We start from the raw sequence: 24,428 nt of genomic DNA, 5'->3' as shown, positions 1-24,428 counted from the left end.
CGGCGGTGAGCTTGGCCAGCGCCCCGCCGGCGCGGGCGGCCCTCTCCCCCTCGCGCCACACCTCGGCGGCCACGGCGAGCACGCCGGCCTGCTCCGGCGTCAGCGTGATCTCGGGCAGCTCGTATCCGTGGGCGGGGATGCGGTACCCGGCGGGCGAGCCGGGCGCGAGCGACGCGCCCTGTTCGAGCGGCACGCCGACGTCACGCAGCTCCCGTTTGTCGCGTTCGAACATCCGCAGGAAGGCGTTCTCGGACTCGCAGTCGTCGTAACCCTGGACCATCCGGCGGATCTCGTCGGCCGACAGGAACGCGTTGGTCGACCTCAGACAGATGACGAGGTTGACCAGGCGTTGCGACTTCGAGGTGGACACTGCTGGAACGCTATCGTCCGAGCGCGGCGATGAGATCGTCGACACGCGGGTCGACCTCGGCGAACGGGTCGGTCAGTGCGACGGTGGGTACCGAGCCGTCGGAGAGCTTGAGGTGCACCCAGTCCACGGTGAAGTCGCGCCCGGCCTGCCGTGCGGCGGTGATGAATCGACCGCGCAGCGCGGCGCGGGTGGTCTCGGGGGCGACGCTGCGGGCGCGTTCGACGGCGGCGTCGTCGACGACGCGCGAGACCATCCCCCGGCGTTCGAGCACGGAGTGCAGCCCCCGCCCGGGCCGGATGTCGTGGTAGGTGAGGTCGATCTGCGCGAGGCGCGGGTGGTCGAGGTCGGCGCCCGTCCTGGCCTGCACCTGCCGGATGAGGCGCAGTTTGGCGGCCCAGTCGACGTCGGCGGCGATCGAGTCGTGGTCCCCGGACTCCACGGCGTCGAGGATGCGCTCCCACAGGGCCACGCAGTGTTCGACGTCCGGGCGGTCGTCGCGCTCCCATCCGCCGGCGTCGAGGTAGCGCCGGACCGCGCCCAGGAACTCGCGCTGGATCTCGAGCGCGGACATGGTTGTGCCGTCGGTGAGGGCGACGGGGCGGGTGCCGGTGAGGTCGCGGCTGATCTCGCGGATCGCGCGTATGGGGTGCGCGACGGCCATCGGCCGCAGCTCGACGCCGGCCTCGATCATCTCCAGCACGAGCCGGGTGCTGGCGATCTTGAGCAGCGTCGTGGTCTCGATCATGTTGGAGTCGCCGACGATCACGTGCATGCGCCGGAACCGCGTCGAGTCGGCGTGCGGTTCGTCGCGGGTGTTGATGAGCGGTCGCGAGCGGGTGGTCGCCGAGGACACGCCGTCCCACATGTGCTCGGCGCGCTGGGAGAAGCAGTACACCGGCTCGGAGGTCTCCCCCAGGCCCACGCCGGCTGGGATGCCGGGCAGGATCTTGCCGGCGCCGCAGATGAGCTGCCGGCTGACGAGGAACGGGAGCAGGGTGTTGGCGAGGCCCCGCACCTGGGTGCTGCGGTCGAGCAGGTAGTTCTCGTGGCATCCGTAGGAGTTGCCCACGGAGTCGGTGTTGTTCTTGAACAGGTAGACGCGGGCGTCGATGCCCTCGTCCGCGAGGGACTGTTCGGCGGCCAGGGCGAGGTCGTCGACGATCCGCTCCCCCGCCCTGTCGTGGGCGACGATCTGTCGCAGCCCGTCACATTCGGCGGTCGCGTACTCGGGGTGGGAGCCCACGTCGAGGTAGAGGCGCGCGCCGTTGTCGAGGAAGACGTTCGAGCTGCGCCAGCGCTCCACGACGGGGCGGAACAGATAGCGGGCGATCTCGTCGGCGCCGAGCCCACGAGCGCCTTCACCGCTGACGCTGGTGATTCCGAACTCGGTCTCGATCCCGACGATGCGACGGATCATGGGGGTCTACTGCCCGCCTTTCTGGACGTAGGACTTCACGAACTCCTCGGCGTTGGTCTCGAGGATGTCGTCGATCTCGTCGAGCAGCGAGTCGGCGGTGGTGGTGTCGGCGGACTTGACGAGCTGGCCGGCCTCGTCGTCCGGGTCGGCGGGTCCGCCGGCGTTCTTCTGGATCTGGGACATGGTGTCTCCTCGTGTGTCTGAGCGGGACGGGCCTGTGCGGGCCGTCAGTACGGGTACTGGTCGGGCCCGTCGGGCCCGAGGAAGTCGGGATGGGCCTCGCAGTACTCGCGGGACCCGACGTAGGGGTCGGTGAGGTCGACGTGGCGTTCGTGGCCGCGGGAGTCGACGACGACGACGTGGTCCCACCCGGCGGCGCGGATGCGGTCGCCGAGTTCGGCGAGGAAGCGTCCCCTGGCCCAGGCCCGCGTTCGTGCGGGCGGGGTCGTGACCGCGGCCTCGACCTCGTCGTCGGTGACCAGTCGGCGCATGGCGCCCTTGGCGACCAGACGGTTGTAGAGTCCACGCCGCGGGTCGATGTCGTGGTACTGGACGTCGATGAGGGCGAGCCGGGCGTGGTCCCAGTCCAGGCCGTCGCGGGTGCGGAAGCCCTCCAGCAGCCGGAGCTTGGCGGGCCAGTCCAGTCGGTCGGCGCACGACATCGGGTTCTCCTCGAGCGCGTCGAGGATCCCGCGCCACTCGCCCAGGACCTCGAGCGCCCAGCCCGGGCGGCCCGTGCCGTCGCCGATGACGCCCGCGACCCGCTCGAGGATCTCGCGCTGGAGAGCGAGGCCGGTGACGTTCCGGCCGTCGGGCAGTCCCACGGTCGCCCGGAGCGTGGGGTCGTGGCTGATGATGTGGACCGCCTCGACGGGATCGACGGGCAACAGGTCGGAGAAGTCGCCCCCCGCCTCGATCGCGTCCAGCACGAGGCAGGTGGTGCCGATCTTGAGGTAGGTGGCCAACTCGGACATGTTCGCGTCGCCGATGATGACGTGCAGGCGGCGCCACGTCTCGTCCGGGGCGTGGGGCTCGTCGCGGGTGTTGATGATCCCCCGCCGCAGGGTGGTCTCGAGCCCGGTGAGGACCTCGATGTAGTCGGCGCGCTGGGCGAGCTGGTAGCCGGCCGTCTCTCCGGACTGGCCGATCCCGACGCGGCCGGCACCGCTGAACACCTGGCGGGACAGTAGGTGCGGGGCCAGGCTCACGGTGAGCCCGTCGAAGTCGACGTCGCGGCGCACGAGGTAGTTCTCGTGGGCGCCGTAGGAGGCGCCCTTGCCGTCGACGTTGTTCTTGTAGAGCTTGAGCTCGGCGTTGCCCTCGGTGGCCGTCGACTCGACGCCCGCGCGGTGCATGATCACCTCGCCGGCCTTGTCCCAGATCACCGCGTCGCGTGGGGAGTCGACCTCGGGAGCCGAGTACTCGGGGTGTGCGTGGTCGACGTAGAAGCGGGCCCCGTTGGTCAGCACCCGGTTGGTCACCCCGAACTCGCTGGGATCGTAGGCACGTGCCGCGCCCAGGTCGAAGCCGCGGGCGTCGCGCAGGGGCGACTCCGAGCCGTAGTCCCAGCGGGCCTCGTCGGCTCCCCCGGCGGCCTCGCCCGGGTCGGTGTAGGCCTTGATCACCTGGGTCGAGGTGACCACCGAGCTGAGCAGCGGCTGCCCGACGGCGACGATCCCGAACTCGATCTCCGTGCCGATGACGCGCCCGCGCGGGTTCACCGCCCGTCTCCCCGGTTGGGGACGGAGACCTCGATGACGCGCTCACCTCGGACGCCGGTCAGGCGTGCCCACTCCTGGGGGTTGGACGTGTTGGGAAGGTCCGTGTTCTCGGCGAATTCGGCGTCGACCGCGTCGAGGAAGTCGTCGGTGGTCAGTCCCCGGCCGGTGCCGTGGACGATGTCTTTGATCGCCAGCTTCTTGGCGCGGTCGACGATGTTGCGCAGCATCGCCCCGGAGGTCAGGTCGGCGAGGTAGAGCGACGACCGGCGGCCGGAGGCGTACACGAGGTGCACGTAGGTGGTGGAGGCGTCACGGGTGTAGAGCCGGTCGACGATGCGCTCGATGAGTTCGCGGACATGGGTCTCACGGTCCGTGTCTCCGACCTCGACCGGGTCGAAGCGAAGGTCCGGGGTGATGTACTTGGCGAGGATGTCCGCAGCCGCGTTCCGGTCGGGCCGGTCGATGCGGATCTTCAGATCCAGGCGGCCGGGCCGGAGGATGGCGGGATCGATCATGTCCTCACGGTTGGAGGCGCCGATCACGATGACGTTGCGCAGGTCCTCCACGCCGTCGATCTCGGCGAGCAGCTGCGGAACGATCGTCGTCTCCATGTCCGAGGACACGCCGGACCCGCGGGTGCGGAAGATGGAGTCCATCTCGTCGAAGAAGACGATCACCGGGTTGCCCTCGGTGGCCTTCTCCCGCGCGCGTTCGAAGATCGACCGGATGTGCCGCTCGGTCTCGCCGACGTACTTGTTGAGCAGCTCGGGGCCCTTGATCGAGAGGAAGTACGAGTTCGGGTACCGGCCGTCGCTGACGTCGTCACCCCGGGCCACCGCGGCCGCACGCGCCAGCGAGTGCGCCACGGCCTTGGCGATGAGGGTCTTGCCGCATCCGGGAGGGCCGTAGAGCAGGACACCCTTCGGCGGGGCCAGGTGGAACTCGCGGTACAGGTCGTGGTGGACGAAAGGCAGCTCTATCGCGTCGCGGATCTGCTCGATCTGCGGACCCAGACCGCCGATGTCGGAGTACTCGACCGTCGGGATCTCCTCGAGGAGGAGCTCGTCGACCTCCGCCTTGGGCACCACCTCGTAGGCCACGCCGGCCTTGGGATCGACGAGGACCGCGTCGCCGGGGCGGACGGGTGCGGGGTGCTCGGCCGTGCGCGCACCGCGCAGGGCGGCGGCGAGGACCACGATGTGCTCCTCGTCGTTGCCCATGACCACCCGCGCGCGCACGCCGTCGGCGAGCACGTCCCGCAGGACGGCGGTCACGCCGGTGACCGGGAGCTCGCTCGAGACCTCCAGAACGGTCATGGCCTCGTTGAGGCGCACGGTCACGCCCGGGGTCAGGTCCGCGGCGTCCACGCCGGGGGCGATCGCCAGGCGCATGCGGCGACCGGCGGCCATGACCTCGACGGTGTCCGCGCCGGCGGGACGGGTGAGGACCACGCCGTAGGTGCTGGGCGGGGTACCGAGCCGCTCGACCTCGCCCTTGAGGGCCTCGAGCTGGTCGCGTGAGTCCTTGAGCAGTTCCGCGAGCCGGACGTTGCGGGCGCCGAGGGCGTCGATCTTGATCGACTTCTCCCGATCCGATCGGGCCCCCTCGTCCACGGCCTTGCGCAGCCGCGCGAGTTCGGCGCGGTCGACCGCCACCCTGTCCTCGCCCTGGCCGGCCGGGGAACGTCCCTCGGTCACGCGATCACCTGCCCTCCTGGTCGTCGACGGGTCTCCTCGTCGTCGTCCCCTTCACCCTATCGCCGGGGTGGCACGCGGGTGGGCGCGCGCTCCCTCAGCCCTTACCGCTGCGACGCTTGGGCTTGAGGGTCGTCACCCCCTCGGCGAGGCGACGCGCGGTCACCAGGAACGCGGTGTGGCCCTGCATGCGGTGCTCGGGGCGCACGGCCAGGCCCACCACGTGCCACCCGCGGTTGATCGACTCCCACGCTCGGGGCTCGGTCCAGCACTGCTGGCGCCGCAGCGCCTCGACGACGTCCGACAGCTGCGTGGTCGTGGCCACGTAGGCCACCAGCACCCCACCCGGCACCAGGACCTCGCTCACCGTCGGCAGGCACTCCCACGGCGCGAGCATGTCCAGCACCACGCGGTCGACCTGACCGCCCAGCGCCTCGACCGAGGTCTCCGCCAGGTCCGCGACCCGGAGGTCCCAGTTCCCGGGGTGCTCACCGTAGAAGGTGCGGACGTTGCGCTCGGCGTGCTCGGCGTGGTCCTCGCGGATCTCGTAGGAGAACACCCTCCCCTCCGGGCCGACCGCCCGCAGCAGCGAGCACGTCAGGGCCCCCGACCCCGCGCCGGCCTCGAGGACACGGGCGCCGGGGAACACGTCGCCCTCGTGGACGATCTGCGCGGCGTCCTTGGGGTAGATCACCTGCGCGCCGCGCGGCATCGACAGCACATAGTCGGTGAGCAGCGGGCGCAGCGCGAGGTACTGCGCGTCCTTGGTCGAGGTGATGATCGATCCCTCGGGCGCACCGATGAGATCGTCGTGGCGCACCGCGCCGTGGTGGGTGAAGAACTCCGCACCCTCGACCAGCACGACGGTGTACTTGCGCCCCTTGGTGTCGGTGAGCTGGACGCGGTCACCCACGACGAACGGGCCGGATCGCTGCACGGGACCTCCAGAGGACGGGGGGTCGGTTGTCCGACCGGTTGTCTACCCTGCCAGGTGTGACGGATCCCCTCGAAATCGGTGCCATCCCGGCAGCGGGCGACGTACCCCTGCCGGAGCGCAAGCCCCTCGCCCTGTCGGCCTCTCGCGCGTCCGACTACCGGCAGTGCCCGCTGCTGTACCGGCTGCGCGCCGTGGACCGCATCCCGGAGCCCAAGACTCGCGCCCAGGTCCTCGGCACGGTCGTCCACTCCGTGCTCGAGGAGCTGTACGGACTCGAGCAGTCCGAGCGGGCGCCGCAGCGCGCCGCGGACCTCGTCCCCGCCGCCGTCGAGCGCTTCTACGCCGAGGAGGACGGCGCGACGGTGGTCCCGCTGTCCGACCGCGCCGACTTCCAGGCGCAGGTCGCGGCGCTGGTCGCGGCGCTCTACGGCGTCGAGGATCCGCAGCGCTTCTCCCCCGCCTCCTGCGAGCAGTACCTGGTCACCGCCACCGCGGCCGGCACCCCGCTGCACGGCTTCCTCGACAGGGTCGACGTCGCGCCCACCGGGGAGGTCCGGGTGGTCGACTACAAGACGGGTAAACCCCCGCACCCGCGCTTCCAGGACCAGGCGATGTTCCAGATGCGGTTCTACGCCCTGATGTACCAGCGCATCCATGGTGTGCTGCCCGCGCAGCTGAAACTCATCTATCTCAAGAACGGCAGCTGGCTCACCTTCACCCCGGACCACGCGTCGCTCGTCGAGACCGAGGCGTCCCTGGACGCGCTGTGGTCGGAGATCGAGCGGGCCGGGCAGACCGGTGACTTCCGCCCCCGCACGTCCCGCCTGTGCGACTGGTGCAATCATCAGGCGCTGTGCCCGGCGTTCGGCGGCACCCCGCCCGAGTACCCGGGGTGGCCGGGGACCCGCGTGGTCCCCGCCGGCGCACGCGATCTGTTGACCGGGCGAGGAGAACCGAGGAGTTCATGATGACGGAGGCCTACTTCGAGCCGCTGGGATCCGACGACGGCTGGGAGGTCTTCCGCGCGACCCCGCACACCGTCAGCGCCTGGGGCCCGGACCTGCAGCACGGAGCGCCGCCCTCGGCCATCCTCACCCGCGCCATGGAGCGCCTCGACGCCGGCGGCGGCGCACGCATCGCCCGCGTGGCCGTCGATCTGCTGGGGCCCGTCCCGCTCGGTGAACTGCGGACCCGTGCCCGCGTGGTCCGACCGGGCCGCCGGATCCAGCTGCTGGAGTCGGAGCTCGTCGCCGGCGGACGGACCGTCGCGCGGGCGAGTGCGTGGCGACTCGCCACCGGCGACACCACCCACGTCGAGCAGGCGGCCGAGACGCCGCGCGTACTGCCGGACACCGATCACAACGGCGACTTCTTCACCCGCTGGACGAGTGGCTACATCGACTCGCTCGAGATCCGCGGCGCCGAGGACGGCACCGTCTGGGCCCGGCCCACTCTGCCGCTGGTCGCCGGGGAGGAGCCGACGCCCGTCCAGCACGTGATGTGCGTGGCCGACATCGCCAACGGGGTCGGCGCGGTCCTCGAGCCCGCCGAGTGGCGGTTTCTCAACACCGACCTCGTGACGCACCTGCACCGACCGCCCGTCGGCCGCTGGATCGGCGTGGCCGCCCGGGCGTCGATCGGACCGGACGGGGTCGGCGCGACCTCCGGGACACTGTTCGATGAGAAGGGCGCGATCGGCGACACCCTGCAGGCCCTGCTCGTCGAGCGGGTGTGAGCCCGAGAATGTACGGACGCGGCTGGTGGACTTCAGAGCCCCGGTGTGCTGCGGTAAGTGTGCTACCTCGTCCGGTAGACCGTGACGTTGCGCGCAGTTCGTTCGAGCCAGAACTCCGTGTGGTACCGCTCGTTCTCAGTCAGCCAGTCGTCGAGCCGGGCTCGCGTCAATCCCCGTCGTTTGAATGCCGACGACTCCATCGCACAGATCTGATTGGTGGTCAGGTAGCCGCCTGGGGCGACCCGCTGGAGGCATTCACGGAGATGTTCCTCGATCGACCCGCTGTAGCTCTTATGTAGCGGAGCCGGCGTGACAGTCGAGCCCCGCGCTGTATTCGAACGGGAGGCTCGCACAGGCCGAGTTGATCGAGGTGGCGATGACGAAGGAACGGAAGCAGTCCCGATACCGCTTATTGGTGCCTTGGGAGGCTCTGTCAGACCGGCGGCTGTCTCCGCAGGCCGTTGGCAGCCGAACCCACTGGTTTCGCCGTCCGGAACGCGGGGGCCCGGGGACACCCGGGCCGGCCGGGTATCTGAGGCGGACGCAGGTTGATTTCCTGCGACCGCCGGGCCGGCCCAGAGGGAGGCCACGCGATCTGCCAACTCCCTCGCGCGTTCGAGGATTTCCGCGCTCCCCCACTGGGGATGCGAGGCGATCTCGACGTTGAGGGCAAGCTTGCTGCTACGCAGAGTCTGGCGTTTGACAGAGAAAGTGTTATTTCCCATCTCACTGTTTAAACCGGTGAGCGTGAGGTTTCCCAAACAGTGCAGCTGCATCTCCGGATCGATCCCGTCGATCGTCAGGATGGGGGCCTCCCAAGATGACGGCGGCTTCTGCGGAAGGATGTGCTCGATAGAGAGCGACTCCGAGTTAATTAGGCCGAGCTCTTTGTGTCCGTAGGATTCCTCCAGGCCCAGCAGGACGTGACGGAGCGTCGGGTTCCTCGAGATGTTGTACAGCCGTTCGCGGACTGCGTTGTTCCGGAGCTCGTCGTCGTTCGGCCAGCGGTACTGGGGCCGCGACAGTATGAGGCGAATACGCGAAGGGACATGTTCCGCGAAGTCCAGCTCTTGAGGCAATCTAGTGAACAGCCGGTTCAGGCCAGCGGCAGTCAGCCCGGCCAGGGTCCGGCGGACCAAGAACGATTCCGCGTAGTGCAGCGCCAGCGCTACGTCGTCGTCGCTCATCTGGCCCTCCCCGCGGCCTTCGAGCAGAAACAATGCAAGTGGGTGGATGGTCTCGTTTCCGAGGCGCTTGATTCGTCGCAGTGCTGCGGCGACGGTGGGACTGTCTGACGTCTCCGGAGAGAGAATGTTCCGAAGGTAGGTACTCCGGCGACGAAGATCGCGCACGAAGTCGATCACGTCGTCCTCGTCCGCCGCTCGCCGCGTGAGCCTGTTCTTCTGGGCTTGGTAGGTGTTCTTCTTCGACAGTGTCGGAGTTCCTCGCAAGACCATATCCAGGTAAGCGAGATCCTCGATTCGATCGGAGCCAATGTTCCGCTCAATGTCCGCCCACATTGTCCTGTGGACGAGGTCTCCCTGCGTGGGCAGCATCATGAACACATGATTGCGGAGAAGGTCGCCCTGAGTCAGGGAAAGCCCCTTGTCATTCAGCGATTCGAATATTCGAAAAGTATTGTCCTCGGCCGACAGGGAGATTGCGATGATCTCCATTCGAGAGGTGATCACGTTCAGTAGCCTGGAAAGTCGGTCGTCGTCCATCGTGTCGACCAGAGCGCTGAACTCATCGAAAGCGTTGAGGATCTCAGAGGGGCCGTCCGGGCGAGTCGTGCCGTCGACCAAGTGCTCCAGCGCAGTACGGTCCAACTGTGTCGGAAGGAGCTTGAGCCGTGATTCCCCGGTCTCGTGCCGATTTATCAAGTAGACGTCGTTCGTCTTCTCGGCAGCGCCGTTCTGATCTCGCTCTCGCAACCTGTCGCGGATCGCCAGAACGAAGATGTAGAGACTGGTGAGCCTCTGCTGACCGTCCACGACTAGGAGGCGCTGGATCCCGAAGAAGCTAGAACCGGTTGCGGGCGCCAAGACGACAGATCCGAGGAAGTGGTTATCGGGCGTGTCAACATCTTCGAACTTCTCGAAGATGTCGTCGACGAGAATTGCACGTTGCTTTTTAGTCCAGCTGTAAGGGCGCTGGTACAGCGGGACAAGCAACTGCCGCTGTCCATCCACCAATTCGCTGAACGTGCGCTGCTCGGCCTTCACCCGTAGAAGTGTAACAGTGCGAACATTTCATCGAGTTGGGCCACGTTTCGGCTATCGCGGAGCGGCGCATTTCTCGCACACCTTCGGCAGCGGCGATAGTCCTATCCCATGCGGCAGGAGCGGATGTCGGTCGCGATGATCGACTTCGCGCCGGCGGCGGCCAACTCGTCCATGATCGAGTTGACCCGCTTGCGCGGCACCATCGACCGGACCGCGATCCACGCCGGGTCGGCCATCGGGGACACGGTGGGTGACTCGATCCCCGGCGTGATCGTCGAGACCTCGTCGAGGAGGCCCTTGGGGCAGTTGTAGTCCAGCATCATGTACTGCTGGGCGAAGACGACGCCCTGGAGTCGCGCGCGCATCTGCGACATCGCGGCCGTCACCTCGGCGTCCGCGCGCGAGATCAAGACGCCCGAGGAGTCACACAGCACGTCGCCGAACGCTTCGAGGCCGTGGACCTTCAGCGTCCGGCCGGACCCCACCACGTCGGCGATGCAATCGGCCACACCCAACTGGATGGAGATCTCCACGGCGCCGTCCAGGCGGATCACCTCCGCCTCGACCCCCCGCCGCTGGAGATCGCGGCGCACGATGTTCGGGTACGACGTCGCGATCCGGGCGCCGGCGAGTCGGTCGGTCGACCATCCCGCGCCGGCGGGTCCTGCGTACCGGAACGTGGAGTGGCCGAATTCGAGATCCAGGACCTCGTTCACCTCGGCCATCGAATCGGCGGCCAGGTCGCGGCCGGTGATCCCCAGGTCGAGTCGGCCGGAGCCGACGTAGACGGCGATGTCCTTGGGTCGAAGGAAGAAGAACTCGACGTCGTTGTCCGGGTCGATCAGGGTGAGGTCCTTGCTCCCCTCGTGGCGACGGCGGTAACCGGCCTCGGAGAGCATCTCGGAGGCGGACTCGGACAGTGCGCCCTTGTTGGGCAGTGCGACACGCAGCATGACGGGTCTCCGGGATCTGTGAGCGTGAGGATGGACATGGGTCGCGACCCGGACGGGCCAGACCTAGAGATGTCGGTAGACGTCCCCGAGGGTCAGTCCGCGCTTGAGCATCATGACCTGGGTCCAGTACAGGAGCTGGGAGATCTCCTCCGCCAACTCCTCGTCCGACTGGTACTCGGCCGCGATCCAGACCTCTCCGGCCTCCTCGATGACCTTCTTGCCCAGATGGTGGACGCCCTTGTCGAACGCGGCGACGGTGCCGGATCCCTCGGTGCGCGCGGTGATCCGCTCGGAGAGCTCGGCGAACAGGGAGTCGAAGGTCTTCACGCGGCCTATTGTCCCACAGCCGCGCCCACGGGTGACCCCGAGGTGAGCGCGTGGAGCCCCGCGACGTCGACCCCCTCGAGCGTCGAGTGCGTGTGGGCCCCCGCGACGTCGGGTTGACCGTCGGTGGACGGGATGTAGAGGACGCGGCACCCGGCCGCTACCGCCGCGGTGGCCCCGGTGACCGAGTCCTCGACCGCGACCGCCGACCCGGGCTGGACGCCCAGCTCAGCGCAGGCGAGCAGGTACGGGTCCGGCGCCGGTTTCCCCTCGGCCACCATGCAGCCGGTGACGACCACGTCGAACCGGGACCGGTCGATGAACTCCAGCGGCACCACGGCGACGTCGGCGGTCGTGTTGGTCACCAGGGCGACGGGGACCCCGGTCGCGGCGATGTCGGACAGCAGTTCCTCGGCACCCGGGCGCCACCGCATGTCGGTCCGCATGAGCTCCGTGACGCGCGAGTTGAGGCGATGCGCGAGACGGTCGAACTCCTCGCCCTCGATCCGGCGTCCGGTGTATTCGCCGAGGATCTCGAAGAACCCGTGCAGGGAGTTGCCCAGTGTCCGTTCGCGGGTCGCCTCGTCCAGCGGCCGTCCCATGTGCTCGGCGAGCTCGAAGACGGCGATGTCCCACAGTCGTTCGGTGTCGACGAGGGTGCCGTCCATGTCGAGACACACCGCGGCGGGGAGGTGGGCGGTAGAGGTGCTGGTCACGGCCTACTGTCTACCCGAAGCAGGTGAACCGGGGGTGACGCGCGGCAGGCCGCCGGCGGCCGCGACCGGTGACAGTGCGGCAGTCCGTGCGCCGCCCCCGGCGAGGACGGCACCCACCACGGCGAGGGCGGCGGACCCGCCGATGCTGAGCATGACGATCTCCTCAGGCCGGGTGAAGGTGATCTTACCCGCCCGGGATTCGGCCGACGCTCCGTCCGACGGCTCAGACGTTGAAGTACTTCGCCTCGGGGTGGTACAGCACGAACGCGTCCGTCGACTGCTCCGGGTGTAGCTGCAGTTCCTCGGACAGCACCACCCCGATGCGCTCGGGCTCGAGCAGGTCCACGACTACCTTGCGCGACTCCAGGTCCGGGCACGCGCCGTAGCCGAAGCTGTAGCGCGCTCCGCGGTACTTGAGGTTGAAGTAGTCCTGGATGCTGTCGGGGTCCTCGTCGGAGACCGATCCCTCGGGCAGGGTGAGCTCGTCGCGCACGCGTCGGTGCCAGAACTCCGCCAGTGCCTCCGTGAGCTGCACCGACAGTCCGTGCACCTCGAGGTAGTCCCGGTAGTTGTCCCCGGCGAACAGCTCGTTGGCGAAGTCCGCGATCGGGGTGCCCATCGTCACCAGCTGGAACGGCAGGACGTCCACCATGCCTTCCGCCTCGCAGCGCTCGCGGGAGGCCACGAAGTCCGGGATCGACAGGAAGCGGGGGCGCTGCTGGCGCGGGAACGCGATCTTGTGCAGCACCTCGGCGTCCGGACGCGGCTCGGCCAGGACCCAGATCTCGTCGCCGACCGAGTATGCCGGGAAGTAGCCGTAGACCACCGCAGAGTGCGACAGGATGCCCTCGGTGGTGAGACGGTCGATCCAGGCGCGCATGCGCGGCCTGCCCTCGGTCTCCACCAGTTCGTCGTAGTCCGGCCCCTCCCCGCTGCGGGTGCCACGCAGGCCCCACTGCCCGAAGTACAGCGCGCGCTCGTCCAGGTGCCCGAGGTAGTCGGCCACCGGGATGCCCTTGGCGATGCGGGTGCCCCAGAACGGCGGGGTCGCTATCGGCTGGTCCGCGGCGACGTCCGAGCGCTCGGGAATGACCACGGGCTCGGCCTCGGCCGCGCGCTTGGCCGCGATCCGCTCACTGCGGGCACGGCGCTCGCGACGCTCGGCCGCCTTGGCCGCGGCCTCCGAGGACTGTGCCATCGGGACGCCGGTCCGCTTGGCCGTCATCACCTCGTCCATCAGCCGCAGGCCCTCGAACGCGTCGCGGGCGTAGAACACATCGCCCTGGTACATCCCGGCGAGGTCGACCTCGACATAGGAGCGGGTCAGGGCCGCGCCGCCGAGCAGGACGGGGAACTCACCGGCGATGCCCTCGGAGTTGAGCTCGGCGAGGTTGTCCTTCATCACCACGGTCGACTTCACCAGCAGACCGGACATGCCGATCACGTCGGCCTTGTGCTCGCGTGCCGCGGAGATGATCTCCGAGATCGGCTGCTTGATGCCGATGTTGACCACGTCGTAGCCGTTGTTGGACAGGATGATGTCAACGAGGTTCTTGCCGATGTCGTGCACGTCGCCCTTGACCGTGGCCAGGACGATCCGTCCCTTGCCGTCCTCATCGCTCGCCTCCATGTGGGGCTCGAGGTGGGCGACCGCCGCCTTCATCGTCTCGGCCGACTGCAGGACGAACGGCAGCTGCATCTGACCGGAGCCGAACAGCTCACCGACCGTCTTCATCCCACCGAGCAGGTGGGAGTTGATGATCTCCAACGGGGGGATCTCCGCCATCGCGGCGTCGAGATCCTCCTCGAGTCCCTTGCGCTCGCCGTCGACGATCCGCGCGGCCAGGCGCTCCATGAGCGGCATCGCCGCGAGCTCGGCGGCGCGGGCGTCCTTGGCGCCGGCCGCGGAGACGCCCTCGAAGAGCTCCATGAACACCTGCAGCGGGTCGTAGCCCTCGCGGCGACGGTCGTAGACCAGGTCCAGGGCCACCTCCCGCTGACGGTCGTCGATCTTGCTCATGGGAAGGATCTTGGAGCTGTGCGCGATCGCCGAATCGAGACCGGCCTGGACGCACTCGTGCAGGAACACCGAGTTGAGCACCTGGCGCGCAGCCGGGTTCAGGCCGAAGGAGATGTTCGACAGACCCAGCGTGGTGTGGATCCGCGGGTGCGCCTCGGTGAGCCGACGGATCGCCTCGATGGTCTCGATACCGTCGCGGCGGACCTCCTCCTGCCCGGTCGAGATGGGGAAGGTCAGACAGTCGATGATGATGTCCTCCTCCGCCATCCCCCAGTTCCCGGTGAGGTCGGCGATGAGCCGCTCGGCGATCTCGACCTTGCGGTCGGCGGTGCGGGCCTGGCCCTCCTCGTCGATCGTCAGACCGACGACGGCCGCGCCGTGCCGGGACACCAGACGCATGATCCGCTGGAACCGCGAGTCCGGCCCCGCGCCGTCCTCGTAGTTGACCGAGTTGACCGCGCAGCGACCGCCCAGCTTCTCCAGGCCCGCCCTGATGACCTCGGGCTCGGTCGAGTCGAGCATGATCGGCAGCGTCGAGGACGTGGCCATCCGGCCGGCCAGCTCTGCCATGTCCCCGGAGCCGTCGCGGCCGACGTAGTCGACGCAGAGGTCGACCATCTGGGCGCCGTCGCGCATCTGCTCCTTGGCGATGTCCATGCAGGTGTCCCAGTCGGAGGCCAGCATCGCCTCGCGGAACCGCTTGGAACCGTTGGCGTTGGTGCGCTCGCCGATCATGATGATGCCGGCGTCCGCGCGCAACGGCGTGGAGGTGTACAGCGAGGCGACCGCGTTGACGGGCTCGACCGTGCGCTCGGCCTTGGTCCGTGCGCTCACCTGCTCCTTGAGCCGGGTGATGTGCTCGGGCGTGGTGCCGCAGCACCCGCCGACCATCGACAGTCCGAACTCGGAGACGAAGTCGGCCACCTGGGGCGCGAACTCCTCGGCACCCAGCGGGTAGACGGCGCCGTGCTCCCCCAGCTCGGGCAGGCCGGCGTTGGGCATGACCGACACAGGGATCTCGGCGTGCCGCGACAGGTAGCGCAGGTGCTCGACCATCTCGGCCGGCCCCGTGGCGCAGTTCAGGCCGATCATGTCGATGCCCAGCGGCTGCAGCGCGGTCAGTGCCGCGCCGATGTCCGATCCCAGCAGCATCGTGCCGGTCGTCTCGATGGTGACGTGCGAGATGATCGGCAACCGCCGTCCCGCGGCCGCCATGCCGTCCTGGCACCCGAGGACCGCGGCTTTGACCTGCAGCAGGTCCTGGCTCGTCTCGATCAGGTACGCGTCCGCTCCCCCGCGGGCCAGCCCCTCGGCGGCCTTGGAGTACGCGTTTCGGATGTCCTCGAAGGTGGTCTGACCCAGTGAGGGCAATTTGGTCCCGGGCCCGAGCGAACCCAACACCATCCGCGGGGTCCCGTCCTCGGACGGGCCCATCTCGTCGGCGACCCCGCGCGCGATCGCCGCACCCTTCTCGGCGAGCTCGCCGATACGGTCGACGATGTCGTAGTCGCCCAGGTTGGACAGGTTGCACCCGAAGGTATTGGTCTCGACCAGGTCGGCTCCGGCCTCGAAGAAAGCACGGTGGATCCCCGACACCACGTCCGGCCGCGTCGCGTTGAGGATCTCGTTACAGCCCTCGAGACCCAGGAAGTCCTCGTCCACGTCGAGGTCGACCGCCTGCAGCATCGTGCCCATCGCCCCGTCACCGATCAGTACTCGCCGACGGGCGGCGTCCAACAAGGGCGAATCGAAATCGACAGACATGGGCCCCAGTGTATGGGTGCCTCCGGATCGGAGGTACGTAGGCTGTACTGATGACTGTCGAATGGAGTCCCGACGGGCATCTCGATCTCGAGAGCCCGGTGATGATCGTGGCCTTCGAGGGCTGGAACGACGCGGCGGACGTGGCGACCGGCACCATCGAACACCTCGCGCTCAACTGGGAGGCCCGCCAGATCGCCGAGGTCGGTGGTGACGAGTTCTTCGACTATCTCGAGCAGCGGCCCGTCGTCCGGTTCGCCGGCGGGGTCTCGCGCTCGGTGGAGTGGCCGCGCATCGTGGTCTCGGCGTGCCGGCCGGACGGCGTCGTCAACGACGTCCTCCTGGTGCGCGGGCCCGAGCCGGCCCTGAAGTGGCGGCGGTTCGCCTCGGAGTTCGTCGACCTCGTCGACACCCTGGGCGTCTCCCAGGTCGTGCTGCTGGGCGCCTACCTCGCTGACGTGCCGCACACCCGCCCGGTGCCCCTCACCGGCGCGGCGTTCAGCCGTCAGCGGATGACGACCATGGGCGTGGCCCCCTCGGACTACGAAGGACCGACCGGGATGTCGGGCGTGCTGCAGCAGCTGCTCACCGAGGCCGGCGTGCCCACCTTGAGCCTGTTCGCGGGCGTGCCCCACTACGTGGCCTCCCCGCCCAACCCGCGCGGGACCGAGGCGATGTTGTCGTGGCTCGCCGAGAACCTCGGGATGGCCGTGCCGATGGACGCGCTCCGCGTCCAGGCCCGGACGTGGGCCGAGCGCGTCGACGCCGCGGCGAGCGAGGACGAGGACCTGCGCGACTACATCCGGTCCCTGGAGGACCGGCTGGACGAGGAGTCGGGGGTCACGCCGGGCGTGGACCCCGAGCCCGACCGCGGCCGTGCGTCCGGCGGAGAGGCGATGCCGCTGGTCGACGGCGAGGCGATCGCCGCCGAGTTCGAGCGCTTCCTGCGGGGTGACCGGGACGAGCCCGACGCCGGCTGACCGGCGTCAGACGGCGATCGTCGGGATCCCCGTCAGGGCGTCCAGCGCGGTCGCGATGCCGGCGCCGGCGGACGGGTCGGAGTCGTCGCCGTCCAACGTGGCGGACGCCCACGCGTCGATCACCGCGAGCGCGCCGGGCGTGTCGAGGTCGTCCGCGAGGCGCTCCCGCAGCTCCGTGATCGCGGGCGCCGCGTCCGCGCCGACCCCCCGGCCGATGGCCCGGCACCACAGGCCGTACCGGGCGTGTGCCCGCTCGAGCAGCTCATCGGACCACGAGCGGTCGACGCGGTAGTGCCCGGCGAACAGCCCGAGCCGGATGAGGGCGGGATCCACTCCCTGCTCGCGCAGCGCCTGCACGCGCACGAGGTTGCCGAGCGACTTGCTCATCTTGACGCCGTCGAGGCCGATCATCGCGGCGTGCACGTAGAACCGCGCGAACGGTCGCCGGCCCGCCGCGGCCTCCGCGTGCGCGGCGGAGAACTCGTGGTGGGGGAACGCCAGGTCGCTGCCGCCGCCCTGGATGTCGAACTCCATCCCGAGCCGGTTGCGGGCGATCGCCGAACACTCGATGTGCCAACCCGGTCGGCCCGCCCCCCAGGGGGACGGCCACGACGGCTCGCCGGGCCGTTCGACCCGCCACAGCAGGGCATCCAGCGGGTGTTCCTTGCCGGGCCGGTCCGGGTCGCCACCGCGCTCGGCGAACGCGACCGCCATCTCGTCGTCGTCGTACCCCGACTCGTATCCGAAGTCGGCGGTGGCTCTATGCCGGTAGTACACGTCGGAGTAGCCGTCGACGTCCGGGTCGATCCGGTAGGCGTGGCCGCGGTCGAGCAGCTCGCCGACCATCTCCACCACCTCGTCGATCGTCTCGGTGGCCGCGACGTAGTCGCGCGGCGGTAGCACCCGCAGCGCCTCCATGTCCTCGCGGAACAGGTCGGTCTCCCGGTCCCCCAGCTCGCGCCAGTCGACCCCGTCACTCTCCGCGCGCTCGAACAGCGGGTCGTCGACGTCCGTGGTGTTCTGGACGTAGTGGACCTCGTGACCGGTGTCCAGCAGCTGCCGGTAGACGAGGTCGAACGTCAGGTAGGTCGCCGCGTGACCCAGGTGGGTGGTGTCGTAGGGGGTGATCCCGCAGACGTACATGCCCGCGACCGGGCCGGGCGCCACCTCGCGGACCTCACCCCCGGCCGTGTCGAACAACTTCAGGGGGACGCCGTCGCCGGGGACCGAGGGGACGACAGGCGAAGACCACGAGTGCATGGGGCCGAGTCTAGAGACCGCCCGGTCAGAAGAGCGGCCAGGGTAACGGGTAGCCCGGCCCCGGGAAGGGGAACGTCCGACTCGCCAGCAAGGTGTCGACACGCTCGCACAGCGCCGCGATCTCGGCGTCGGACAGCAGGTCGGAGAGGGTGCGCCGCAGCTCCCCACCCGCCTCCAGGCCGCGACGGACGAGCTCGAGGCCCTCGACCTCGTCACCGTCCAGGGGCTGGCCCGCCCACCCCCACAGGACGGTGCGCAGCTTGGGATCGGTGTGGAACGACAGACCGTGATCGATCGCCCACACCACCCCCGCGGCGTCGACCAGGACGTGCCCGCCCTTGCGGTCGGCGTTGTTCACCACGTGGTCGAACACCGCGATCCGGCGCAGCCGGCCGTCGGTGACGTGGGCGACCACCACGTCCTCACCGCGGGAACCCTCGCCGCGCAGCACCACGGCACGGCCGTGCGGCACCGCGTCGGCCGGGTGGACGTCGACCGGGTCGTGACCGGGTGCGCGCTCGCGGTCGACCTCCTCGATCCACCGCTGCGCCATGCCCGGCCCGCCGGGGCCGTGAGCCGCGACCGTCTCCGGTACCAGGCCCCAGCCCGATGCCTCGGACACGGCGTAGGCGGCGATCTCGCGCGCCGCGAGACTGCCGTCGGGGAAGTCCATCAGCGGGCGCTCCCCCGCCGACGGCTTGTACACCCAGCTGTCGCCCCGCTCGTCGACGCAGTGGTAGACCGCGTTGCTTCCGGACGGGATCCGGGACAGGACGGTGAGCTCGGGGCCCGCCGGACGGTCGGTCACGGGTCGATGAGGTCGGTGAGCGCCTCCCCCGACCGCGGCAGGTACCCGTTGAGGCGGACACACAGGTGACCGGTGGTGTCGATCGGCTCGCCGCACAGCGGGCACGGCGCCCGGCCCGCGGAGACCACGCGCTCGCTGCGCAGGACGAACTGGCGGGCCCGCTGGGGGGTGAGGAACACCCGCAGGGCGTCCGGGGCGTCCTCGGCGTCCGACAGCACCACCGACTCGTCCGTGGCCGACGGGTCCATCGCCAGCAGCTCCACGACGATCTGATTGCGCTCGCCGTCCCAGCCGAGGCCCATGGTGCCGACCTGGAACTCCGCGTCGACCGGCATCTCGAGCGGATCGAGGTCGTCGACGTCCCCTCCGGCCGGGGGCACGGGGATGTCGGACTTGGCCGCGATCTCGTCGAGCAGGTCGCCCATCCGCTCGGACAGGATCTGGGCCTGCTGCTTCTCGCAGCGGACGGAGATCGTCCGGCCCGCCTCGGTGGCCTGGACGAAGAAGACGCGCTCGCCCGGCTGGCCGACCGTGCCCACCACGAACCGGGCCGGATCGCGGAACTCGTGGACTGCCCTGCTCATGCCGGTCGTCTCCTCGTGTGCTCGATGGTGGTGCGGATCATCAGGGTACGTTCCCGCCGGGTACCGCGTCCGAGCTGGCGTTGCCGGGCGTCGGCTCACCGACCTGGCCGGCCGGCTCCCCCCGCAGGCTGGCCAGGTCACCGCCGGTGTCGTTGACCCGCAGGACGAACGGCCGGTGAGGGGTGTAGCGCACGACCGACATCGAGGCGGGCTCGACGACGATCCTCTGGAACTGGTCCAGGTGCATGCCGTACGCGTCGGCGAGCACGGCCTTGATGACGTCACCGTGGCTGCACGCGACCCACAGCACGTCCCGGCCGGCCTGTTCGGCGAGCCGCCGATCGTGCTTCCGGATGGCCGTGACCGACCTGCCGGCCATCCCGGCGAGCGACTCCCCCTCCGGGAAGACCGCGGACGAGGGGTGCTGCTGCACCACGGACCACATGTGCTCGGCGGTGAGGTCCTTGAGGGGACGGCCGGTCCAGGTGCCGTAGTCCACCTCCACGAGGTCCTCCTCGACCTCTGGTTCCACTCCGAACTGTGCAGCGAGCGGCTCGACGGTCTGCCGGCACCGCATCAGAGGCGAGCGGACGACGGCCTCGACCGGCAAGCCCTCCAGCCGCCGGCAGAGGTCCTGCGCCTGGGCGTGACCGGTGTCGTCGAGCCCGACGCCCGGGGTGCGGCCGGCCAGGGTGAGGGCTGTGTTGGCGGTGGAGCGGCCGTGCCGGAGCAGGATGACGGTCATACCGGCAGGTTACCGACGCCCCGGCCGGTGCGGTCAGGTCGCGGGGATGGTCCCGGTGCCGAGCAGGATCATCACCAGGGCTCCCAGGAGGATCCGGTAGCCGGCGAACCAGCCCAGCGAATGGTTCTGGACGAACTTCAGGAACCAGGCGATCGCGGCGTAGCCGATGACGAACGCGACGGCCGTGCCGACGAGGAGCTGCCACCCGGTCGCGGCCTGGCCGGCGCCGGGGTCGAACGCGTCGGGCAGGCTGAAGAGCCCGGAGGCGAGCACGGCGGGGATCGCGAGGAGGAATGAGAACCGGGCGGCGGCCTCGCGCGACATGTTGAGGAAGAGACCGGCCGAGATGGTACCCCCCGAGCGGCTGACGCCGGGGATGAGGGCCAGGCACTGGGCCAGGCCCATGACGATCGCGTCCTTCATCGACAGTCCCTCGAGCGACTTCGCGTCGACCGGTCGGTCCTGCCTGCCGAACCTCTCGGCGGCCAGGAACACGAACGAGAACACGATGAGCACGATCGCGGTGATCCAGAGGTTGCGGGCGGCGTCCCGGATGAAGTCCTTGCCGACGAACCCGATGATCGCGATCGGGATCGACCCCACGATGACGATCCATCCGAGCCGGTAGTCCGGGTCGTCCCGTCGGGCGGAGTCGATCACGCCACGGAACCACGCCACCAGGATGCGGACGATGTCCTTGAAGAAGAAGACCAGGACGGCCAGTTCGGTGCCGAGCTGGACGACGGCGGTGAACGAGGCGCCGGCGTCCTCGCCGAAGAACCACGTCGAGAAGATCCTCAGGTGTCCGGACGAGGACACGGGCAGGAATTCGGTGAGTCCCTGGAGAACGGACAGGACGACGACCTGGAGCCAGGACATCCCCTCCGCGCCCTGGGCGAGGACCGATGTGTTCACGTGTGCGGTTTCCTCTCGGCTGCCGGCGGCTCGGACGCGGTCGCGTCACGGCACGCCGCGAGAGTAGTCGCCCGGACCTGGCCGGGGACCCCGGACCCGCGTGGTGGACAATGGCGGGCAGTCGAAAGGAACATCGTGCACCGACGTGTCCTCCGCCGTTCCGGCGTGCCCGCCGCCCTCATCGCTCTCGCGATCGGCCTGACCGCCTGCTCCTCGCCCACGAGCGAGCTCGAGGAGCAGGACCTCGTCGCGCAGGGTAATGCGGCCCCCGCCGAATCTCCGCAGGTCTCAGACCCGGCGGGGGGCGAAACCATCCCGGTGCCCGGGTCGGTCCGCGCCCTGGTCGCCACGGGCGACCGTGTGGCCGCGCAGATCGAGAACCCGCCGTCGCTCGAGCTGGGCCGGGTCGACGGCACCAGCTGGAGCGCGGAGGACTCCGTGCCCCTGCCGGCCGGGGCCGGGACCGCCTCCGCCGCGCACGACGGGACCGTGCTGGTCCCCCACGGCGACGGGGTCGTGCTGGTCTCCCCCGACGGTGGGGTGCGTGAACTGGCGGGCCTCGGGCCCGTCTCGGCCGCCGCCCTCACCCTCGACGGACGCCTGTTGACGGGAACCCCCGACGGCGAGATCGTCGTGCGCGACGCCGGCGGCGCGGAGCAGCACCGCATCGACGGGTTGACGTCGGTCGACGAGATCAGCGTCTCCGGCGACGGGTCCGTCACCGCCCTGAGCCGACCGGACACCGTGATCGCCAGCATCGACCTCGAGGCGGACCACGCCGGGCCGCTCCTGCGCGCGGGCAAGGGCGCGGGGCTCCTCGACGAGCTGGGGGAAGGCTCCGTGATCGCCAGTGACACCGTCGGCGGCACGTTGCTCGTCTACTCCACCTCGCCCGTCCGGCTGCACCAGCAGTTCCCCGTCGCCCCGGCCCCGTGGGCGGTGGCCGAGGACCCGACCCGTCAGGTCGTGTGGGTCGCCTCCACTGGAACGAACACCATCCAGGCGTACGATCTCGGCGACGGCGTGGGGATCCTGCGGGCGGACATCCCGACGGTCCGCCAGCCGGATTCCCTGGCGGTCACGGAGTCCGGCACCGTGGTGGTCGGGTCCGCCGACGGCGCAGGGCTGCACCTCCTCCGTCCGACCCTCACCGAGCCGGCGAGCTGATCGCACCGACGACCCACGTCCCATCGAGGAGGACCGTGTACGCACTGCTCAAGAAGGTGCTGTTCCGCTTTCCCGCGGAGCGGATACACCACCTGGTGTTCGGCCTGCTCAAGCTGCTGACCCTGGTGCCGCCCCTGGGCGCCGTCGTGCGGCGGGTCCTGGGCGTGCGCGACCCCGTGCTCGCGCAGGAGGTCCTCGGTCGCACCTTCCCCGGCCCGCTGGGCCTCGCGGCCGGGTTCGACAAGAACGCCACCGCCGTCGACTCGTGGGGCGCTATCGGATTCGGTTTCAGCGAGGTCGGCACGGTGACCGCGTCGCCCCAGCCGGGCAACCCGGCCCCGCGTCTGTTCCGGCTCGTCGAGGACCGCGCGATCCTCAACCGGATGGGCTTCAACAACCACGGCGCCGGCAACGCGGCCAACAACCTCCGCCGGCGCCGCAGCAGCGATCCCGTGGGGATCAACATAGGTAAGACCAAGGTGGTGCCGGCGAAGGACGCGGTCCGCGACTACGTGGCCTCGGCGACGATGCTCACGGGCCTGGCCGACTACCTCGTCGTCAACGTCAGTTCCCCCAACACCCCCGGCCTGCGTGACCTGCAGGCCGTCGAGTCGCTGCGCCCGATCCTCGCCGCGGTCCGGGACGTGGCGACGATCCCCGTGCTCGTCAAGATCGCGCCCGACCTGGACGACGCCGACATCGACGCGGTCACCGACCTGGTGCTCGACCTGGGGCTGGCCGGCATCGTCGCCACCAACACCACCATCTCGCGGGACGGCCTGCGTACCCCCGCCGCGCACGTCGAGGCCCTGGGGGCGGGCGGCATCTCCGGCGCGCCGGTGGCCGCGCGCTCGCGCGAGGTGCTCGCCCGGATCCACGCGCGCGCGGGGGGACGCCTGGTGATCATCTCGGTCGGCGGCATCGAGACCCCCGAGGACGTGTGGGACCGCATCACCCACGGGGCGCACCTCGTGCAGACCTACACCGGGTTCATCTTCACCGGCCCGTCGCTCGTGCGCGGCACCAACCGCCTGGTGGCCAGGCGCCTCCGCCAGGGCGGGTTCGGCTCGCTGGCGGAGGCGGTCGGCTCGGCGGTGCGCTGAGCGCCGCAGCGCTCGAGCGCCGTGGCGCTATATCGCTACTGCTCGTAGATGCCCGTCACGGTGCCACGGGCCAGTCCCTGACCGAACAGGTTGAAACCGACGAACGCACACGAGGCGTCGTCGCCCAACTCGATCTCGTCGCCCACCGCATGGACGGCGAGGATGTAGCGGTGCGGGCCGTGACCCGCCGGCGGTGCCGCGCCCACGAAACCCTTGAAGCCGGCGTCGTTGCGCACCACGACGGCGCCCTCCGGCAGGCCCGAGGTGTCGTCACCCGTACACGCGCCCTCGGGCAGCGACGTCACGTCCGCGGGGATGTTGGCGACGGACCAGTGCCAGAAACCCGACGCCGTGGGCGCGTCCGGGTCGAACACCGTCACCACGTACGTCCTGGTGCCCTCGGGGCCGGCGCTCCAGCTCACCTGGGGCGACTTGTCCTGGCCGCCCTCGACGCCCATCTTCCCGCCGAGCTGCGCGGCCGACAGTGTGGCGCCCTCGGTGAACGACTCGCTGGTCACCTCCAGAGCGGGCAGATCCGGAAGGGCGGCATACGGGTCGGGCACGCGGAACTGGGTCATCGTTCTCCTCCTGCGATCGGACGGTGTGGAGTGGTCCTCCAGCCGGTCACGTCCCTGTCTACCAGCGATGACCGCCCCGCGCGCCCCGCGGCGGGACCGCGATTTGGTCCCGGGTCCGGGCATCGGCTAATGTCATTCCTCGCACGGCCAAGCCGGACCAGAACCGGCGAAGGCGGGCAGTGTGCGAGCGCGAGTGGCGGAATGGCAGACGCGCTAGCTTGAGGTGCTAGTGTCCTATTAACGGACGTGGGGGTTCAAGTCCCCCCTCGCGCACACTGTGTCGAGACAGTAGAAGGGCCCCGGATCCGCGAGGAACCGGGGCCCGCTCTCGTCTCACGGGAAGGTTCCGACAGATGGCCCGGACGCCGGTACCCGTCGATTCAGCCGGTCGCGTCCCGGACGCGCTGGGGCGCGC

General features: G+C 69.8%; 22 protein-coding genes and 1 tRNA gene. 6 read left to right on the top strand and 17 right to left on the bottom strand.

Annotated features, from left to right (window positions below; genetic code table 11):
• The 6 genes from HMPREF3086_RS05155 to HMPREF3086_RS05130 all read right to left on the bottom strand — a co-directional run.
• Positions 1–370 (bottom strand): helix-turn-helix transcriptional regulator (locus HMPREF3086_RS05155; protein WP_371441654.1); only part of this gene is annotated, 370 nt, incomplete at its 3' end.
• Positions 371–380: 10 nt separating this feature from the next.
• Positions 381–1,787, bottom strand: a complete 1,407-nt coding sequence (gene pafA / locus HMPREF3086_RS05150) for a Pup--protein ligase (protein WP_061228726.1) — start codon at positions 1,785–1,787, stop codon at positions 381–383.
• Between the two features lie 6 nt (positions 1,788–1,793).
• Positions 1,794–1,970, bottom strand: a complete 177-nt coding sequence (locus HMPREF3086_RS05145) for a ubiquitin-like protein Pup (protein WP_061228725.1) — start codon at positions 1,968–1,970, stop codon at positions 1,794–1,796.
• A 44-nt stretch (positions 1,971–2,014) separates the two neighbouring features.
• Positions 2,015–3,508, bottom strand: coding sequence for a depupylase/deamidase Dop (gene dop / locus HMPREF3086_RS05140; protein WP_061228724.1), 1,494 nt, complete (start codon positions 3,506–3,508; stop codon positions 2,015–2,017).
• The gene (gene arc, locus HMPREF3086_RS05135; RefSeq protein ID WP_061228723.1) at positions 3,505–5,205 is read right to left on the bottom strand and encodes a proteasome ATPase; all 1,701 of its coding nucleotides are present in this window, start codon (positions 5,203–5,205) and stop codon (positions 3,505–3,507) included. The genes dop and arc overlap by 4 nt, the downstream gene beginning before the upstream one ends.
• 94 nt (positions 5,206–5,299) lie before the next feature.
• Positions 5,300–6,139, bottom strand: coding sequence for a tRNA (adenine-N1)-methyltransferase (locus HMPREF3086_RS05130; protein ID WP_061228722.1), 840 nt, complete (start codon positions 6,137–6,139; stop codon positions 5,300–5,302).
• Positions 6,140–6,195: 56 nt separating this feature from the next.
• On the opposite strand from HMPREF3086_RS05130, the gene HMPREF3086_RS05125 reads away from it, so the two are divergent.
• Together HMPREF3086_RS05125 and HMPREF3086_RS05120 are read left to right on the top strand one after the other, a co-directional pair.
• Positions 6,196–7,107, top strand: a complete 912-nt coding sequence (locus tag HMPREF3086_RS05125) for a RecB family exonuclease (protein ID WP_061228721.1) — start codon at positions 6,196–6,198, stop codon at positions 7,105–7,107.
• A complete protein-coding gene (locus tag HMPREF3086_RS05120; protein WP_061228720.1) occupies positions 7,107–7,874 on the top strand; it encodes a thioesterase family protein in 768 nt (255 codons plus the stop codon). The genes HMPREF3086_RS05125 and HMPREF3086_RS05120 overlap by 1 nt, the downstream gene beginning before the upstream one ends.
• Before the next feature lie 62 nt (positions 7,875–7,936).
• Here HMPREF3086_RS05120 and HMPREF3086_RS05115 read toward each other — a convergent pair whose 3' ends face one another.
• From HMPREF3086_RS05115 to metH, 5 genes are all read right to left on the bottom strand, one after another.
• On the bottom strand, positions 7,937–10,099 hold the full coding sequence (locus HMPREF3086_RS05115; protein ID WP_061228719.1) for a DUF262 domain-containing protein: 2,163 nt from the start codon (positions 10,097–10,099) through the stop codon (positions 7,937–7,939).
• A gap of 101 nt (positions 10,100–10,200) precedes the next feature.
• On the bottom strand, positions 10,201–11,052 hold the full coding sequence (gene hisG, locus HMPREF3086_RS05110; protein WP_061228718.1) for an ATP phosphoribosyltransferase: 852 nt from the start codon (positions 11,050–11,052) through the stop codon (positions 10,201–10,203).
• Positions 11,053–11,115: 63 nt separating this feature from the next.
• Positions 11,116–11,379: a phosphoribosyl-ATP diphosphatase gene (locus HMPREF3086_RS05105; protein WP_061228717.1), complete on the bottom strand. Its 264-nt coding sequence runs from the start codon at positions 11,377–11,379 to the stop codon at positions 11,116–11,118.
• 5 nt (positions 11,380–11,384) lie between these two features.
• A complete protein-coding gene (locus HMPREF3086_RS05100; protein ID WP_061228716.1) occupies positions 11,385–12,092 on the bottom strand; it encodes an HAD family hydrolase in 708 nt (235 codons plus the stop codon).
• A gap of 223 nt (positions 12,093–12,315) precedes the next feature.
• Positions 12,316–15,876: a methionine synthase gene (metH, locus tag HMPREF3086_RS05095; protein WP_070720514.1), complete on the bottom strand. Its 3,561-nt coding sequence runs from the start codon at positions 15,874–15,876 to the stop codon at positions 12,316–12,318.
• Between the two features lie 50 nt (positions 15,877–15,926).
• Here metH and HMPREF3086_RS05090 point away from each other — a divergent pair, with 50 nt between their 5' ends.
• Positions 15,927–16,853, top strand: a complete 927-nt coding sequence (locus tag HMPREF3086_RS05090; RefSeq protein WP_070720512.1) for a PAC2 family protein — start codon at positions 15,927–15,929, stop codon at positions 16,851–16,853.
• A 6-nt stretch (positions 16,854–16,859) separates the two neighbouring features.
• Here HMPREF3086_RS05090 and mshC read toward each other — a convergent pair whose 3' ends face one another.
• From mshC to HMPREF3086_RS05065, 5 genes are read right to left on the bottom strand one after another with little or no spacing between them, the layout of a single operon-like run.
• Positions 16,860–18,113 carry a cysteine--1-D-myo-inosityl 2-amino-2-deoxy-alpha-D-glucopyranoside ligase gene (mshC, locus tag HMPREF3086_RS05085; RefSeq protein WP_070720511.1) on the bottom strand — a complete coding sequence of 418 codons (1,254 nt, stop codon included), beginning with the start codon at positions 18,111–18,113 and terminating at the stop codon, positions 16,860–16,862.
• A gap of 25 nt (positions 18,114–18,138) precedes the next feature.
• Positions 18,139–18,921, bottom strand: coding sequence for an SCO1664 family protein (locus tag HMPREF3086_RS05080; RefSeq protein WP_070720509.1), 783 nt, complete (start codon positions 18,919–18,921; stop codon positions 18,139–18,141).
• Positions 18,918–19,505: a DUF3090 domain-containing protein gene (locus HMPREF3086_RS05075; RefSeq protein WP_061228711.1), complete on the bottom strand. Its 588-nt coding sequence runs from the start codon at positions 19,503–19,505 to the stop codon at positions 18,918–18,920. The genes HMPREF3086_RS05080 and HMPREF3086_RS05075 overlap by 4 nt, the downstream gene beginning before the upstream one ends.
• Before the next feature lie 40 nt (positions 19,506–19,545).
• The gene (locus tag HMPREF3086_RS05070) at positions 19,546–20,250 is read right to left on the bottom strand and encodes a histidine phosphatase family protein (protein WP_007629257.1); all 705 of its coding nucleotides are present in this window, start codon (positions 20,248–20,250) and stop codon (positions 19,546–19,548) included.
• Positions 20,251–20,283: 33 nt separating this feature from the next.
• Positions 20,284–21,129: an undecaprenyl-diphosphate phosphatase gene (locus HMPREF3086_RS05065; protein ID WP_083324318.1), complete on the bottom strand. Its 846-nt coding sequence runs from the start codon at positions 21,127–21,129 to the stop codon at positions 20,284–20,286.
• Positions 21,130–21,300: 171 nt separating this feature from the next.
• Here HMPREF3086_RS05065 and HMPREF3086_RS05060 point away from each other — a divergent pair, with 171 nt between their 5' ends.
• Both HMPREF3086_RS05060 and HMPREF3086_RS05055 read left to right on the top strand, forming a co-directional pair.
• Positions 21,301–22,332 carry a YncE family protein gene (locus HMPREF3086_RS05060; RefSeq protein WP_061915071.1) on the top strand — a complete coding sequence of 344 codons (1,032 nt, stop codon included), beginning with the start codon at positions 21,301–21,303 and terminating at the stop codon, positions 22,330–22,332.
• Between the two features lie 35 nt (positions 22,333–22,367).
• Positions 22,368–23,435, top strand: coding sequence for a quinone-dependent dihydroorotate dehydrogenase (locus HMPREF3086_RS05055; protein WP_070720505.1), 1,068 nt, complete (start codon positions 22,368–22,370; stop codon positions 23,433–23,435).
• 35 nt (positions 23,436–23,470) lie between these two features.
• Here the strand turns inward: HMPREF3086_RS05055 and HMPREF3086_RS05050 are convergent, their stop codons facing one another.
• Positions 23,471–24,013, bottom strand: a complete 543-nt coding sequence (locus HMPREF3086_RS05050; protein WP_007629250.1) for a YbhB/YbcL family Raf kinase inhibitor-like protein — start codon at positions 24,011–24,013, stop codon at positions 23,471–23,473.
• Between the two features lie 187 nt (positions 24,014–24,200).
• On the opposite strand from HMPREF3086_RS05050, the gene HMPREF3086_RS05045 reads away from it, so the two are divergent.
• A tRNA-Leu gene (locus tag HMPREF3086_RS05045) sits at positions 24,201–24,286 on the top strand.
• The last annotated feature ends 142 nt before the right edge of the window (positions 24,287–24,428 follow it).

It is taken from the genome of Dietzia sp. HMSC21D01 (assembly GCF_001815995.1).
GTDB classification, from domain to species: Bacteria; Actinomycetota; Actinomycetes; order Mycobacteriales; family Mycobacteriaceae; genus Dietzia; species Dietzia cinnamea.
This window is presented reverse-complemented; position numbering and strand designations above follow the sequence as displayed.